Genomic DNA, 15,472 nt, shown 5'->3' on the forward strand with positions numbered 1-15,472 from the left:
AGGTCCGTGCCGTGCGGACCGAAACAGCGCGGTGGCACCGGCCTCAACCAGCAATGCCGGGCCCCGCCGCAAAAGGAGTTGGCAATGCCCTCGCTCGATAGCCTGAACACCCTCAAGACTCTCCAGGTGGCTGACCGCACCTATCATTACTACAGCCTTGCCGAAGCCGGCCAGCAGCTCGGCGACCTGCAGCGCCTGCCCATGTCGCTCAAGGTACTGCTGGAAAACCTGCTGCGCTGGGAAGACGGCGAGACCGTCGGTACCGATGACCTGCGCGCCCTCGCCAGCTGGCTGCAGGAACGCCGCTCCGACCGCGAGATCCAGTATCGCCCGGCGCGCGTATTGATGCAGGATTTCACTGGCGTGCCAGCAGTGGTCGACCTCGCGGCAATGCGCGCGGCCATGGCCAAAGCCGGCGGCGACCCGCAGCGAATCAACCCACTGTCGCCGGTTGACTTGGTGATCGACCACTCGGTGATGGTCGACCGTTACGCCACGCCGCAGGCCTTCACCCAGAACGTCGACATCGAGATGCAGCGCAATGGCGAGCGCTACGCATTCTTGCGCTGGGGCCAGAGCGCATTCGACAACTTCCGCGTGGTGCCGCCGGGCACCGGCATCTGCCACCAGGTCAACCTGGAGTACCTCGGGCGCACGGTATGGACCCGCGAAGCAGACGGCCGCACCTACGCCTTCCCCGACACCCTGGTTGGCACCGACTCGCACACCACCATGATCAACGGCCTTGGCGTGCTCGGCTGGGGCGTGGGTGGCATCGAGGCAGAAGCGGCCATGCTCGGCCAGCCGGTGTCGATGCTGATCCCGGAAGTGATCGGCTTCAAGCTCACCGGCAAGCTGCGCGAAGGGATCACCGCCACCGACCTGGTGCTGACCGTCACGCAAATGCTGCGCAAGAAAGGCGTGGTGGGCAAATTCGTCGAATTCTACGGCGACGGCCTGGCCGACCTGCCGTTGGCCGACCGTGCAACCATCGCCAACATGGCACCGGAGTATGGCGCCACCTGTGGCTTCTTCCCGGTCGACGAGGTCACCCTCGAGTACCTGCGCCTGTCCGGCCGCCCAAGTGAAGCGGTGCAATTGGTCGAACAGTACTGCAAGGCCCAAGGGCTGTGGCGCCTACCGGGTCAGGAACCGTTGTTCAGCGACACCCTCGCGCTGGACATGGCCGAGGTCGAAGCCAGCCTGGCCGGGCCCAAGCGGCCCCAGGACAGAGTTGCGCTGGGCCAGGTCAGCCAGGCATTCAACCACTTCATCGAACAGCAGCCCAAGGTGCTGGCCAAGGAAGTCGGCCGTCTGGAAAGCGAAGGCGGTGGCGGCGTGGCGGTGGGCAATGCCGACCAGGCTGGCGAGATCGACTACAGCCACGGCGGCCAGACACATACCTTGCGCCATGGCGCCGTGGTGATCGCCGCAATCACCTCCTGCACCAACACGTCCAACCCCAGCGTGATGATGGCGGCCGGCCTGGTGGCGAAGAAGGCTGTGGAAAAAGGCCTGCAGCGCAAGCCGTGGGTCAAGAGCTCGCTGGCACCCGGCTCCAAGGTGGTCACCGACTACTACAACGCCGCCGGGCTTACCCCCTACCTCGATCAGCTCGGCTTCGACCTCGTCGGCTACGGCTGCACCACCTGCATCGGCAACTCCGGTCCACTGGATGAAGCCGTTGAAAAAGCCATCAGCAACGCCGACCTCACCGTCGCCTCGGTGCTTTCGGGCAACCGCAACTTCGAAGGCCGCGTGCACCCGCTGGTCAAGACCAACTGGCTGGCCTCGCCACCGCTGGTGGTAGCCTACGCCCTGGCCGGCAGCGTGCGTGTGGACCTGACCAAAGATGCACTGGGCACTGGCAAGGACGGCCAACCGGTGTACCTGCGCGACATCTGGCCCACCCAGCAGGAGATTGCCGAAGCCGTCGCCAAAGTCGACACCGCCATGTTCCACAAGGAATACGCCGAAGTCTTCGCCGGCGATGCGCAATGGCAGGCCATCGAGGTACCCCAGGCGGCAACCTATGTTTGGCAGGACGATTCCACCTACATTCAGCACCCACCGTTCTTCGATGACATCGGCGGGCCGCTGCCCGAGATCAAGGACATCCAGGGTGCACGCATCCTCGCCCTGCTTGGCGACTCGGTGACCACCGACCACATCTCCCCGGCCGGCAACATCAAGGCCGACAGCCCGGCCGGGCGCTACTTGCGCAGCAAGGGCGTGGAACCACGGGACTTCAACTCTTACGGTTCGCGGCGCGGCAACCACGAGGTGATGATGCGCGGCACCTTCGCCAATATCCGCATCCGCAACGAGATGCTGGGCGGCGAGGAAGGCGGTAATACGCTTTACGTGCCCACGGGCGAAAAGCTGTCGATCTATGACGCCGCCATGCGCTATCAGGCCGAAGGTACGCCGTTGGTGGTGGTCGCCGGCCAGGAGTATGGCACCGGCTCCAGCCGCGACTGGGCGGCCAAAGGCACCAACCTGCTGGGGGTCAAGGCGGTGCTGGCAGAAAGTTTCGAACGCATCCACCGCTCCAACCTGGTGGGCATGGGCGTGCTGCCGCTGCAGTTCAAGGCCGGGCAGGATCGCAAGCAACTGGGGCTGACCGGCAAGGAACAGATCGACCTGCTGGGGCTCGGTGGCGCGCAGATCAAACCGGGCATGAACCTGACGCTGCGCATCACCCGCGAGGACGGGCAACAGCAGCAGATCGAGGTGCTGTGCCGGATCGATACGCTCAACGAAGTGGAATACTTCAAATCAGGCGGGATTCTGCACTATGTGCTGCGGCAGATGATTCGCAACTGACCACCTCGGCACGTTCTGCGCCTGTTGCATCGAGCGCCGCGCCTGCGGCGTTCGATGCGCATTACCACAAGAAAAGTCTGCCATTTGCCAGTAGCACTTTAGTGGCCGCTCAGTCATCATTGGCCCGAACTGTCACCAAGTAGTCATGAACGTGGGCAATCAGGCAGCCTTCTCAGCACTGAAGCTCGGCTGCCTTTACTGCATCCGCAGTACTGGCCAATTGCCCCAGATCAAGTAAATTAAATATCCATTCAATAAAACCAGTGGCTTGCCGATATCTGTCGAAAGCCTTGCGGACGATTTCAGCTCATGCGTAACAACCAGCCGATTACCCAGAGGGAACGGACTTTCCCTGCCCAACAACGGTTGATCTCCACCACCAATGCCAAAGGTGTGATCACCTACTGCAACGATGCATTCGTCGAGATCAGCGGTTTCACCCGCGAAGAGCTGATTGGCGCACCCCACAACCTGGTCCGCCACCCCGACGTGCCGCCTGCGGTGTTTGCCCACATGTGGCAAACCCTCAAGCAGGGCTTGCCGTGGATGGGCATCGTCAAGAACCGCTGCAAATCCGGCGACCACTACTGGGTGAATGCCTACGTCACACCGATTTTCGAGAACAACCAGGTCGTCGGTTTCGAGTCGGTGCGGGTCAAACCTACCGCCGAGCAGATCCGACGCGCCGAAGCCCTGTACCAGCGCATCAATGGCGGCAAGACCGCCATCCCGCAGCGTGATCGCTGGTTGCCGGTGCTGCAGGACTGGCTGCCGTTCATCCTGGTCAGCCAAGTCGGTTTCCTGATTGGCAACTGGCTCGGCCACTCCTGGGGTTTCGCGCTGGCCGCCGGCCTGTCCGTCCCGCTCGGCCTGCTCGGCCTGAGCTGGCAACAACGCGGCCTGAAACGCCTGCTGCGCCTGGCCGAACAGGCCACCTCCGACCCGCTGATCGCGCAGATGTACACCGACAGCCGTGGCGTGCAGGCACGCCTGGAGATGGCCATGCTCAGCCAGGACGCGCGCATGAAGACCTGCCTGACCCGCCTGCAGGACAGCGCCGAGCACCTCAGCGACCAGGCACGTCAGTCCGATGCCCTGGCGCACAAGAGTTCCTCTGGCCTGGAGCGGCAACGCGTGGAGACCGAACAAGTCGCCGCCGCCGTCAACCAGATGGCTGCCACCACCCAGGAAGTAGCCAACCACGTGCAACGCACCGCTGATGCGACCCAGGAAGCCAACCGCCTGACCAGCCAGGGCCGGCAGATCGCGGGTGAAACCCGCGATGCCATCGAGCGCCTGTCGACAGCCGTGGGCGAAACCGGCCAGACCGTGACCCAGCTGGCCAAGGACAGCGACGAAATCGGTGGTGTGGTCGATGTGATCAAGGGCATCGCCGACCAGACCAACCTGCTGGCGCTCAACGCTGCCATCGAAGCGGCCCGTGCCGGCGAGATGGGCCGTGGTTTTGCCGTGGTCGCCGACGAGGTACGCCAGCTGGCCCAACGCACCGCCGAATCGACCGGGCAGATCCACGGCCTGATCGCCAAACTGCAACAGACGGCCAACAATGCCGTGCTGACCATGGAAACCGGCCACCGCCAGGCCCAGGAAGGCGTGGACCGTGTGATGCAGGCCGACCAGGCGCTGGTCGGGATCAGTGAGGCAGTGGCCAACATCACCGACATGGCGACCCAGATTGCCGCCGCAACCGAAGAGCAGACCGCGGTGGCCGACGAGATCAGCCGCAATATCAGCACCATCGCCGAACTGGCCGATCAGACGGCCGAGCAGGCGCAGCACTCGGCGCAGCTCAGCGAAGAGCTGACCACCACTGCCGGCAGCCAGTATTCGCTGGTGGAGCGGTTCAACCGCTAAGACCCGTGCCTACGGGGTATCTGTAGGAGCGGCCTTGCCGGGGCGCTCCTACACAGCCCTGTGCGCAGGTGCCTTACCAGTCCAGCGCCAGCTGGCTCTCGAAGTAGCGTTGCTCGCCGGTCAACGGATCGGCAAAGCGCAAGCTCTGCGCCAGCAGCTTCAACGGCCGCTGATAGTCGTCTTCCTCCTTGAGCAACTGCGGGTAGAACGGGTCATTGCAGATCCCCGCCCCCAACGCCGCCATGTGCACACGCAACTGATGGGTCTTCCCCGTTACCGGCGACAGTCCATAGCGCCAGAACTCGCCATTCTTCTCCAGCACTTCGGCAAGCGTCTCGCTGTTGGCCTCCCCTGCTATTTCCTGCATGCGAAAGAACGGTTCGCCATGCACCAGGCGGCTTTTGTGCACCAAAGGGAATGCATGCTGCGGCATGGCGGCAGCGATGGCTTGATAGCGCTTGTCGATACGACGCTCCGGGAACAACCGCTGATAGGCGCTGCGCGTCTGTGGATTGGCGGAAAACAGCACCAGCCCGGCCGTGTGCCGGTCGATTCGGTGCAACGGCACCAGATGAGGGTTATCCAGGCGCCGGATCAGGCGGCGCAGCAGGGTGTGCTCGACGTATTCACCGGTAGGTGTGACTGGCAGAAAGTGCGGCTTGTCGGCCACCACCAGGTGCTCATCCACATGCAGGATGGTTTCCTCGACCGGAATTGGCCGCTCGTTGGGCACCTCGCGAAAGTAGTGCAGGCGCATGCCGCGACGGTAGGGCAAGTCAGCGGCAATCGCCCTGCCCTCAGCATCGAGCACCCGGCCTCGAGCGAAGCGGTCTAGCCACTGCGCGCGCCCGATGGCCTTGAAATGGTCGCACAGGCAATCGAGCACCGTGGCCCAGTTGCCGGGCGGCAGGCAGACCGTGCTGGCTTGCTGGTGGGCAGGGTCGAAAGGCGTGGTCATGGCAAGGCTCGAGCATTCAAAGCCGCACATTATCCCTCAAGCCTGGCGCCTCAACCAGCCTCGACCTGCCCTTCACTGTGTGCCTTCAGCCAGCGCAGCACCTGCACGGCCTCCCAACGCCCGGGGTCATAAAGCGCGTAGACCAGCCCCTGATAACCCACCACATCCAGCCCCCGGTGGTAGCCGGCGCGCTGCAACAAGGCCTCGATCTCTGCAAAACAGGTATTGAAATGCACCTTGCCGAATGGCGTGCGGTCATCGGTGACCAGGCCCTCGAGGCGCAATTCCAATACGGCGTCGTACACCCGCTCCACCGGCATACGGTTGACGCTGTACTTGAGTTGCTCGACGTTGAGCATGGGTTAACCTCGATACTGTATTTATATACAGCATACGGAGAGTGACACAGCGCCGTCAATCAAACCCAACGTCACTGCAAGCCAGGCAGATAGCCCGTACCCTTGCGAATGGTCAGCACCTCACGGCGCGGAACGGCCACCGATACCGAAAGGTGAACCCAGCTGTCGAACTCCAGGATCAACTGGTCGAACGCCACGGCACTTTCGCTCACCCGCCGAACCACTTCACGGCTGTCTATATCCACAACGGTGAAATCAGCAGCAAGGCCCCTGACATGCTGGCTGTTGCTCGCCCCGCCAATGCGCGTATTCACCGCCGAGCTACGGTATCCGCTGCTGACGATGATGGGACTGTCAAACAGCGCTCGCACTTGCTCGAGCGCCAGGCAAAGCAAGCGCAGATTACTCATCACCGCAAGCGAAGGGGTGTTGTCCAACCCTTCTCTCGCGGCAGTTTGCGAAGCGGTCATTTCGGCCAGGGTAAAGTGTGGCGTGATGTACATGGTGAGTATCTCGATGACAATGCAATTGGACCGATGACGCTTCATCGGCTCATCATCATCGCTTGCACCGCCCGGGGCATGCAGGAGGGTGAGGATTCCCTCTACACGTCACTGGGCAAGGAACGCCACCACCTGTTCGGCATCGAATGGCCAATGCAGCTCGGCCGAAGTATCACCACGTCGCAGCACAGGAATGATCAACCCGTAGCGTTCGAAGAGCGCCTCGTCATCGGCGATGTCGACCAGTTCGATCAGCAAGCCGTGATCGACAAAGGGCATGAGCACGGCTTCGGCCACTTCGCACAAGTGGCACCCAACGGTGCCGAAGAGTTGGCATTCAGGCAGCATGGGGCAAGGCTCGATTTGGCTGTGGGAAGAAGCCTATTCTAGGTCCGTCCTGGCCTCTGTGCACCTGACCTCGCTCAATCCTGGCTGGTGGCACCGATCCGGTGCAGCGACAGGTCTGCGCCCTGGAATTCCTGCTCATGGCTCAAACGCAGGCCATGCAGTTGGCGAATCAGGCCGTAAACGGCAAAACCACCGATCAACGCGACCAGTACTCCCGCGAGGCTGCCCAGCAGCTGGCTGATCAGGCTTACACCACCCATCCCCCCCAGTGCCACCTGGCCAAACACGCCGCAGGCAATTCCCCCCCACAGGCCGCACAAGCCGTGCAGAGGCCAGACCCCGAGCACATCGTCGACCTTCCAGCGGTTCTGCGCGGCCGTGAAACTCCAGACGAACAGCACCCCCGCAACCAGGCCCGTAGCCAGCGCACCAATGGGGTGCATGAGGTCAGAGCCGGCACAGATCGCCACCAGGCCGGCCAGCGGCCCGTTGTGCAGGAAGCCCGGGTCGTTGCGCCCGGCGAGCAACGCCGCCAGGGTGCCGCCGACCATGGCCATCAGCGAGTTGATCGCCACCAGGCCGCTGACCCCTTGCAGTGTCTGGGCACTCATCACGTTGAAGCCGAACCAACCGATGATCAGGATCCACGAGCCCAGCGCCAGGAACGGAATGCTCGACGGCGCGAAGGCCACCAGACGGCCGTCGCGATAACGCCCGCGCCGCGCCCCCAGCAGCAGCACTGCCGCCAGCGCCAGCCAGCCGCCCATGGCATGCACCACCACGGAGCCTGCAAAATCATGGAACGGCGCACCGAAGCGGGCCTGCAACCAGGTCTGCAGGCCAAAATTGCCATTCCACACCACGCCCTCGAAGAACGGGTAGATGAACGCCACGATCAACGCCGTCGCGCACAGCTGCGGCGCGAACCGCGCACGCTCGGCGATACCGCCGGAAATGATCGCGGGAATCGCCGCCGCGAAAGTCAGCAGGAAGAAGCATTTGACCAGCGCATAGCCGTGGTCGGCAGCCAGTTGCGATGCAGGTTGCAGGAAGTTCACGCCATAGGCGATCCAGTAGCCGACAAAGAAGTACACCAGCGCGGAGACGGCGAAATCGCTGAGGATCTTCGACAACGCGTTGACCTGATTCTTGTGGCGCACGGTGCCCACTTCGAGAAAAGCGAAGCCGGCGTGCATGGCAAGCACCAGAATGGCGCCCATGAGAATGAACAGGGTGTTGGAGCCGTGGACCAGAGAGTCCATCGCGCTGTGCATGTTTTCCATTGAAGTGGCAGACCTGCAAAAAAGCACCAGGACAGTTCAAGAACCTGCATCCCTGCACCGAATCGGTGCCAGCTTTTGCCCTCGTGTGCCGAAGCGGGCGCAGCCTGCGTGGTTTTTTCTTGGGTTTGTCGTGGATTAGGTTAAGGTTTATCGGTATCCGCCGGGGGCGACGCCCTGCTTCGGCGCACCGCTCCGGGTGACGCCCCGCGTTGTGGCAAATTTCAGTAGCAAGGCCCATACCAGCGCCGCCAGTGAACCTTCCACGCACGCGGTTACTCGAATGACCTACATACCTGCACACCTACACAGGGAGAGCCCCATGGCCAGCAAATCGGCAAAGAATGCACAAGAGATATTGATGGCTGACTTCCAGGCATTGGTCCGCGATACCGAAAAATTGCTGGCCGATACCGCCAACCTGGCTGGCGATCAGGCCGACGAGTTACGCGAGCAGATTCACGACCGCCTGACCCAGGCCCGCGAAACCCTGCAGTTGACCCAGGACTCGATGCGCGAGCACGGCCAGGCAGCCCTCGGCAGCGCCGAGCAGTACGTCCAGGAAAACCCTTGGCAGGCCATTGGTATCGCAGCAGGCGTCGGCTTGTTGATCGGCCTGCTGGCCAATCGGCGCTGAGGAGCCCCCATGGAGAATGACAGCATAGACAGCAGCGCCTCGGGCAGACGCCTGGGCGCGGCGCTGCTAGGGCTGCTGCACAGCCACATCGAACTGTTCGGTATCGAACTGCAGGAACAAAAAGCCCGCACCCTGAGCCTGTTGCTGTTTGCAGGGCTGGCATTGGTGTTCGCGTTGCTGCTGCTCACGGCCTTGTCCGGCTTGCTGCTGGTATTGCTGTGGGACAGCTATAGGCTGGCGGGCATCATCGGCCTTTGCGTCTTCTATGGCTTGGCGGCATTGTATTGCGGCCTGCGCCTGAAAGCTGCAGTGTTCGATGAGTCTTCACCGTTTGGTTCGACCCTCGAAGAACTGGCCAAGGATCGGGAGCGCCTGTTGCCATGAGCCTGCCTGAACTACCGAACACCCGTAACCCGCGGGAATTGCGCAAGGCGCTGTTGCGCCTGCGCATGGAAATGCACCGCCAGCAAATCCGCCATGAGTCCGGGCAAATGCTGCAACCTCTGCAGCGCCTGCGCGGTATGGGCAGCTCGCTGCATGACGGATTGGGCTTCAAGCACGCACCGTTGTGGGGAATCGGCGCCGTCGTGGCGCTGGGCTTTCTGACCGGCAAAGGGGTGCGCAGCGGCAACCTGAGCCGCCTGGTTCGGCTGGGAACCAGCCTGCTGCCGCTGGTACGCCTGTTCCTGCAAGGTAACCGGCGCCCATGAGTGCCCTGGCCGGCCCTGATCCCACAGGGCCGGTCTTGCTCTGCCCCTTGCACGCCTGCTCACGACACAGGAAGCTATACCCTTCGATCGACAGGAGACCGCGCCTTGGACTGGCACACCCTGCTCACCCGCGAACGCCTCGGCAAAGCCCTCTACAGCGCCGAAGAACTGGGCCGCAGCCCTTTCCACAAAGACCATGACCGGATCATCTTCTCAGGGGCCTTTCGCCGCCTCGGTCGCAAGACTCAGGTCCATCCCGTTTCCAGCAACGACCACATCCACACGCGCCTGACCCATTCCCTGGAGGTCAGCTGCGTTGGCCGCTCACTGGGCATGCGTGTCGGCGAAACACTGCGCAGCAGCCTGCCCGACTGGTGCGAACCCAGCGATCTGGGCATGATCGTGCAGTCGGCCTGCCTGGCTCACGACATTGGCAACCCCCCGTTTGGCCACTCCGGTGAAGATGCCATTCGCCATTGGTTCCAGCAGGCCGCCGGGCGCGGCTGGCTGGACGACATGAGCGACGACGAGCGCGCCGACTTCCTCAACTTCGAAGGCAACGCCCAAGGCTTCCGCGTACTTACTCAGCTCGAGTATCACCAGTTCGATGGCGGCACCCGGCTCACGTACGCCACCCTTGGTACCTACCTCAAATATCCTTGGACCTCCCGGCATGCAGACGCCCTGGGCTACAAGAAGCACAAGTTCGGCTGCTACCAGAGCGAACTGCCGCTGCTTGAGCAGATCGCACGCAAGCTCGGCCTGCCGCAGCTCGAAGAACAGCGCTGGGCACGCCACCCGCTGGTCTACCTGATGGAGGCAGCAGATGACATCTGCTACGCCCTGATCGACCTGGAAGACGGCCTGGAGATGGAGTTGCTGCACTACGCCGAAGTCGAGGCGCTGTTGCTCGACCTGGTGGGTGACGACTTGCCGGAAACCTATCGCCAGCTTGGCCCTGACGACTCGCGCAGACGCAAACTGGCCATTCTGCGTGGCAAGGCCATCGAGCACCTGACCAACGCCGCTGCCCAAGCCTTCGTCGAGCAGCAGCAGGCACTGCTGGCCGGGCGCCTGAGCGGCGACTTGGTCGAGCACATGCACGGCCCGGCCAAGCGCTGCGTACTGCAAGCCAAGGACATGGCGCGTAAAAAGATTTTCCAGGACAAACGCAAGACGCTGCATGAGATCGGCGCCTACACCACGCTGGAAATTCTCCTCAATACGTTTTGCGGTGCCGCCCTGGAACAGCACGGCGGGCGTAGCCCCTCGTTCAAGAGCCGCCGCGTGCTCGACCTGATCGGTAACAACGCTCCCCACCCGCACGACTCTCTGCACAAGGCATTCCTGCGCATGATCGACTTCATCGCCGGCATGACCGACAGCTATGCCAGCGAGATGGCTCGGGAAATGACCGGGCGCTCAAGCCCAACCTGAAAAAAAGCAGCGTCGCCCGGTGCGCTACCGAGCGACGCTGATTGCCATCAGAAACTTCCTACAAGCGCTGCCACCTTTTAAACACCCACTAAACAGGCAGCCGGCAATTTGCCCAAACACCGTTGACAACGATGTAAATTCTTACACTTCGTAGCTCAATATGTACTCGGCTGTAAGCCGTTTCCCATATATTGCGAATCTCCATGCCGCGCATCCCCGATGACTTGCAACTGGGGTAAGGTGCCACCTGCCTCCGTCATCCGCCGCAGGGAACTTGAACATGAATACTGTATTTATTGTCGATGACCATCCTGTCATTCGCCTTGCTGTCCGCATGCTGCTTGAAAACCAGAATTACAAGGTTGTGGGCGAATCTGACAACGGCGTGGATGCCATGCAGATGATTCGTGAAACCCAGCCTGACCTGGTGATTCTGGACATAAGCATCCCCAGGCTAGACGGCCTGGAGGTACTGTCGCGCTTCCAGGCCATGGCCCTGCCGCTGAAAGTGCTAATCCTCACCGCGCAATCTCCGGCGCTGTTCGCCGTTCGCTGCATGCACTCAGGTGCAGCGGGTTATGTGTGCAAACAGGAAGATCTTAATGAACTGCTCAGCGCGATCAAGGCTGTAATCGCCGGATACAACTATTTCCCCAGCCAAGCCATTCACACTAACCACGAAACAGCGGACTCCGATTTGCGACTTTTCCGACTGGTTAATGATCGAGAACTGATGGTTCTGCAACTTTTTGCCCAAGGTCGCAGCAATCAGGAAATAGCCAAGGGCATGTTCCTCAGCAACAAGACGGTCAGTACCTACAAGAAGCGACTCATGCAGAAACTGCATGCCAACTCCCTGGTCGACCTGATCGAAATGGCCAAACGCAACGCGCTGGTCTGAGGTGCTGATGGTGCAATTGATCGCCTGCCTGGGGTTCATCCTGGCGCTGGCCTGCGACCTGGCGCAGGCCTCATCCCATGAAGTCGTGCCCTATACGCTGCTGGCCCGCTCTTCGAACCAACCGCTGAGCCCGCGCTTGACGGAACAACAGCGTCAATGGCTGCAAGGGAAAAGCACCCTGATCCTGGGCACCTCGGCGCCCGATTACCCGCCCTTCGACATCACTGGCGGCGGCCAGGTCTACCAAGGGCTCACCGCCGAATACGCCAATCTGATCGGCAAGGCATTGAACCTGCCGGTCCAGGTCATGCGCTACCCACACAGGAAAGCGGCGGTCGAGGCGCTCAAACGGGGGGACATTGACCTGCTCGGCAGCGCCAACGGTTACGAAGCGGCAACCGAGGGACTTACGCTTTCTCACCCCTATGCCATCGACCAACCCGTGCTGGTCACACGGGAAGATGAAGGGCTGCCACTCAATGGAGACCTTGCTGGCATGCGCCTGGGCATGCTGTATCACTACCTGCCTGAGGAAAAGGTCAACGCCGCTTACCCGAAGGCCGAATTGCTGGCATTCGGCTCTTCCACTCAAGCCCTCAACGCTGTGGCATTTGGCCAGACGGACGTGTTCATCGGCGACACTATTTCCACACACTACCAGCTTACTCGCGGGCACCTGCCACGCCTGCGCATGGCCAGTTTCGGCCAGCACGAGCATGTCGGCTTCAGTTTTGCCATGCGCACTCAGGACGTTCAGCTCAAGACGCTGGTCAATGCAACGCTGGACCGCCAGTCCAACGCCTTGCGGACCAGCATATTCAAGCGCTGGAGTGCAGGCGGCGACCTGCTGCTGAGCGATCGCAAACTCCAGCTGACAGCCGAGGAGGAACAGTGGCTGCTCAACCACCCGGTGATGCGGGTCGCCATCGACGAAACGGCAGCGCCACTGTCCTATTTCGATGGCAGTGGCCATTTTCGCGGTATAACCGCCGACCTGTTGGACCTGATACGCCTGCGTACCGGCCTGCGCTTCGAGGTGCAGCGGGCCAATGGCATCGCCGACATGCTTGCGCGGCTGGAGAGCGGGCGCGTGAACATGATTGCGGCGATTGCCAGCGACGGTATCACCGACAAAAGCCTGCACATGAGCCGGCCTTACCTTGAAAGCCCGCATGTGCTGGTCACCCGCGCACGTGATGAAAAGTACGGCTCGCTGGAACAACTCAATGGGCGTCGCATTGCCATCTCCCGCTACAGCAACCTGGATGACCTGCTGGCAACCCGTTTCCCACAGGTTGGCTGGATCGAGACGGAGAGCTCCTATTATTCCGTGGCGCTGCTCAACAGTGGCGCCGTCGACGCCGTGATCATCCCCTTGATCGACGCCAACCACGCCCTGGCCGGCAATACCGACCTGATCATTCGCAACACGGTGGGCAGCGAGCCGGCCATTTTCGCCATGGCCACCAGCGAACAGGACATGCCGCTTGCCACGATCCTCGACAAGGCCCTGCTGAGCATTTCGCCGGAAGAGCTGGGTGTCATCAACAATCGTTGGCGCGGCTACGACGTTCATGAGGATGCAAGCTGGCCAGCCTGGCGCCGCCTTATCCTGCAAGTGCTGGTGGGCACCGGCCTGTTGCTGTTGCTGGCATTGATCTGGAACGCCCGCCTGCGCGGGCAGATCAAGCATCGTCAACGCGCCGAACGCGCGCTTAACGATCAGCTGGAGTTCATGGGCGCGCTACTTAACGGCACCCCGCACCCGATGTACGTGCGCGACCGGGAAGGCCGCCTGCAAAGTTGTAACGCCAGCTACCTGGAAGCTGTCCAGGCCCGCCTGGAAGATGTGATTGGCAGGCGCCTGGACGAAACCCCGTTCACCGGCGCCGAGCACTTACGTCAGATTCAGGCCGACTACCAGCAGGTAATGGCTGCTGGCGTACCACTGATCATCGACCGACCTTTGCGCCTCAAGGAAAGGGAAATCACCATCTACCACTGGATCCTGCCCTATCGTGATTCGCTGGGTGAAGTGCAAGGGATCATTGGCGGCTGGATCGATATCAGCGATCGCCGCAAGCTGGTGCAGGAACTGCGCGAGGCCAAGCGCCTGGCCGATGACGCCAACCGCGCCAAGAGCACCTTCCTGGCCACTATCAGCCACGAGATCCGCACGCCGATGAATGCGGTCATCGGCATGCTCGAACTGGCCCTGAGGCGCGCCCTGCAGGGGCAGGCAGACCCTACCTCGCTGGAAGTCGCCCACCACTCGGCCAAGGACTTGCTTGGCCTGATCGGCGACATCCTGGATATCGTGCGCATCGAGTCTGGCCACTTGTCTCTGAGCCCGGAAGCAGTCGACCCCTCGGCACTGGTCGAGTCGGTTGGCCGCGTTTTCGATGGCCAGGCCCGCCAGAAGGGCCTGGCCCTGCAAGTCAGCATCGAACCCAGCGCCCGCGTCCATGGCTTGCTCGACCCACTGCGCTTCAAGCAGATCTTGTCCAACCTTGTCAGCAATGCCATCAAGTTTACCGAGCAAGGCCAGATCCACGTCACGCTTGGCTTGCGCGACGAAGGCCCAGGCGTAGCGCCAACGCTGGAGTTAGAAGTGCGTGACAGTGGCATCGGCATTCATGACGATGATTTGCAGCGGCTGTTCAACCCGTTTGTCCAGGCCAATCCACATAGCCAAGGTGCCCGTGCGGGCACTGGGCTCGGCCTGGCTATCTGCCGCAGCCTGTGCGAGATGATGGGTGGCCACCTGAGCATGAAGAGCCTTCCGGGCTTTGGCACGCAGGTTCGCCTGCTGATGCCGCTGGAGCTTGTGGATACCCCGGTGCCACCCGCATTGGAGGTGGAAGAAGTCGAAGTACCTGCTCAAGACCTGAACGTGCTGGTCATCGACGATCACCCTGCCAACCTGATGCTGATGGCACAGCAACTGGGCTACCTTGGGCTCAACCATGCCAGCGCCAGCGATGGTCGCGAGGGCCTGGAAAAATGGCGCCGCACGCCGTTCGACGTACTGGTGCTCGATTGCAACATGCCGCACATGAACGGCTACCAGGTTGCCACCGCCGTTCGTAGCGAAGAGCGCCAGAGCGGGCGCCCGCGTTGCGTCATTCTGGGTTACACCGCGAACGCTCAACCCGAAGTCAGGCAGAAGTGCCTCAGTGCCGGCATGGACGATTGCCTGCTCAAGCCCATAAGCCTGCGCACCCTCAGCCAATGTCTGGCCAAAATCACGCCCCATCTACGGCAAGTCGTTGCCCCGCCGTTCAACCTTGCGGGACTGGCCGGCATCGTCGGCAACAATCCCGAAAACCGTAACCGCTTTCTGTCTGCCGTGCACGCAAGCCTGCAAGAAGACCTGACGCTGCTCATGGCCCTCGATCCCGTCCATCAGGCGGCTGAGATCCGCGAGCAGGCACACAAGATCCTCAGCGCGGCACGGCTGCTGGAAGCAAAAGGCATGATGAAGGCCTGCGCGGCCCTGGAGGAGCAACATTCGCCTGCAGCCTGCATCAAACTGCAGCGGCAGGTACTGGCACGGCATATGCGCCGAACGGAGAAAGCGCTGGCCAGGGAACTGACCAGGGCTTGACGGAGCGACGCCCGCGCGGGGCGCCGCTCAC

General features: G+C 62.0%; 13 protein-coding genes. 8 read left to right on the top strand and 5 right to left on the bottom strand.

The window, feature by feature from the left end; all coding sequences use genetic code 11:
- Window positions 1-84 precede the first annotated feature (84 nt).
- Window positions 85-2,826, top strand: coding sequence for an aconitate hydratase AcnA (acnA, locus tag APH27_RS03250; RefSeq protein ID WP_060483962.1), 2,742 nt, complete (start codon window positions 85-87; stop codon window positions 2,824-2,826).
- 309 nt (window positions 2,827-3,135) lie between these two features.
- Entirely contained in the window at window positions 3,136-4,701 is a 1,566-nt protein-coding gene (locus tag APH27_RS03255; RefSeq protein ID WP_027919433.1) for a PAS domain-containing methyl-accepting chemotaxis protein, read from the top strand.
- A 73-nt stretch (window positions 4,702-4,774) separates the two neighbouring features.
- Here APH27_RS03255 and APH27_RS03260 read toward each other — a convergent pair whose 3' ends face one another.
- The 5 genes from APH27_RS03260 to APH27_RS03280 all read right to left on the bottom strand — a co-directional run bounded on the left by APH27_RS03260 (window position 4,775) and on the right by APH27_RS03280 (window position 8,152).
- Window positions 4,775-5,659 carry a pseudouridine synthase gene (locus APH27_RS03260; protein ID WP_027919432.1) on the bottom strand — a complete coding sequence of 295 codons (885 nt, stop codon included), beginning with the start codon at window positions 5,657-5,659 and terminating at the stop codon, window positions 4,775-4,777.
- A gap of 50 nt (window positions 5,660-5,709) precedes the next feature.
- Window positions 5,710-6,018 carry a hypothetical protein gene (locus tag APH27_RS03265; RefSeq protein WP_060483963.1) on the bottom strand — a complete coding sequence of 103 codons (309 nt, stop codon included), beginning with the start codon at window positions 6,016-6,018 and terminating at the stop codon, window positions 5,710-5,712.
- A gap of 71 nt (window positions 6,019-6,089) precedes the next feature.
- Window positions 6,090-6,521, bottom strand: coding sequence for a D-Ala-D-Ala carboxypeptidase family metallohydrolase (locus tag APH27_RS03270; protein WP_027919430.1), 432 nt, complete (start codon window positions 6,519-6,521; stop codon window positions 6,090-6,092).
- A 108-nt stretch (window positions 6,522-6,629) separates the two neighbouring features.
- Window positions 6,630-6,869 carry a glutaredoxin family protein gene (locus APH27_RS03275; RefSeq protein ID WP_027919429.1) on the bottom strand — a complete coding sequence of 80 codons (240 nt, stop codon included), beginning with the start codon at window positions 6,867-6,869 and terminating at the stop codon, window positions 6,630-6,632.
- A 74-nt stretch (window positions 6,870-6,943) separates the two neighbouring features.
- A complete protein-coding gene (locus APH27_RS03280; RefSeq protein ID WP_060483964.1) occupies window positions 6,944-8,152 on the bottom strand; it encodes an ammonium transporter in 1,209 nt (402 codons plus the stop codon).
- Between the two features lie 319 nt (window positions 8,153-8,471).
- On the opposite strand from APH27_RS03280, the gene APH27_RS03285 reads away from it, so the two are divergent.
- The 6 genes from APH27_RS03285 (at window position 8,472) to APH27_RS03310 (ending at window position 15,441) form a co-directional block, all read left to right on the top strand.
- Window positions 8,472-8,786, top strand: a complete 315-nt coding sequence (locus tag APH27_RS03285) for a YqjD family protein (RefSeq protein ID WP_060483965.1) — start codon at window positions 8,472-8,474, stop codon at window positions 8,784-8,786.
- A gap of 9 nt (window positions 8,787-8,795) precedes the next feature.
- Window positions 8,796-9,170 carry a phage holin family protein gene (locus APH27_RS03290; protein WP_060483966.1) on the top strand — a complete coding sequence of 125 codons (375 nt, stop codon included), beginning with the start codon at window positions 8,796-8,798 and terminating at the stop codon, window positions 9,168-9,170.
- Window positions 9,167-9,496, top strand: a complete 330-nt coding sequence (locus APH27_RS03295) for a hypothetical protein (protein WP_027919425.1) — start codon at window positions 9,167-9,169, stop codon at window positions 9,494-9,496. The genes APH27_RS03290 and APH27_RS03295 overlap by 4 nt, the downstream gene beginning before the upstream one ends.
- Before the next feature lie 105 nt (window positions 9,497-9,601).
- Entirely contained in the window at window positions 9,602-10,933 is a 1,332-nt protein-coding gene (locus tag APH27_RS03300) for a deoxyguanosinetriphosphate triphosphohydrolase (RefSeq protein ID WP_060483967.1), read from the top strand.
- Between the two features lie 280 nt (window positions 10,934-11,213).
- Entirely contained in the window at window positions 11,214-11,834 is a 621-nt protein-coding gene (locus APH27_RS03305) for a response regulator transcription factor (RefSeq protein ID WP_027919423.1), read from the top strand.
- A 7-nt stretch (window positions 11,835-11,841) separates the two neighbouring features.
- A complete protein-coding gene (locus APH27_RS03310; protein ID WP_060483986.1) occupies window positions 11,842-15,441 on the top strand; it encodes an ATP-binding protein in 3,600 nt (1,199 codons plus the stop codon).
- Window positions 15,442-15,472 lie beyond the last annotated feature (31 nt).

It is taken from the genome of Pseudomonas sp. NBRC 111123 (genome assembly GCF_001320205.1).
In the GTDB taxonomy this organism is placed as follows: domain Bacteria; phylum Pseudomonadota; class Gammaproteobacteria; order Pseudomonadales; family Pseudomonadaceae; genus Aquipseudomonas; species Aquipseudomonas putida_J.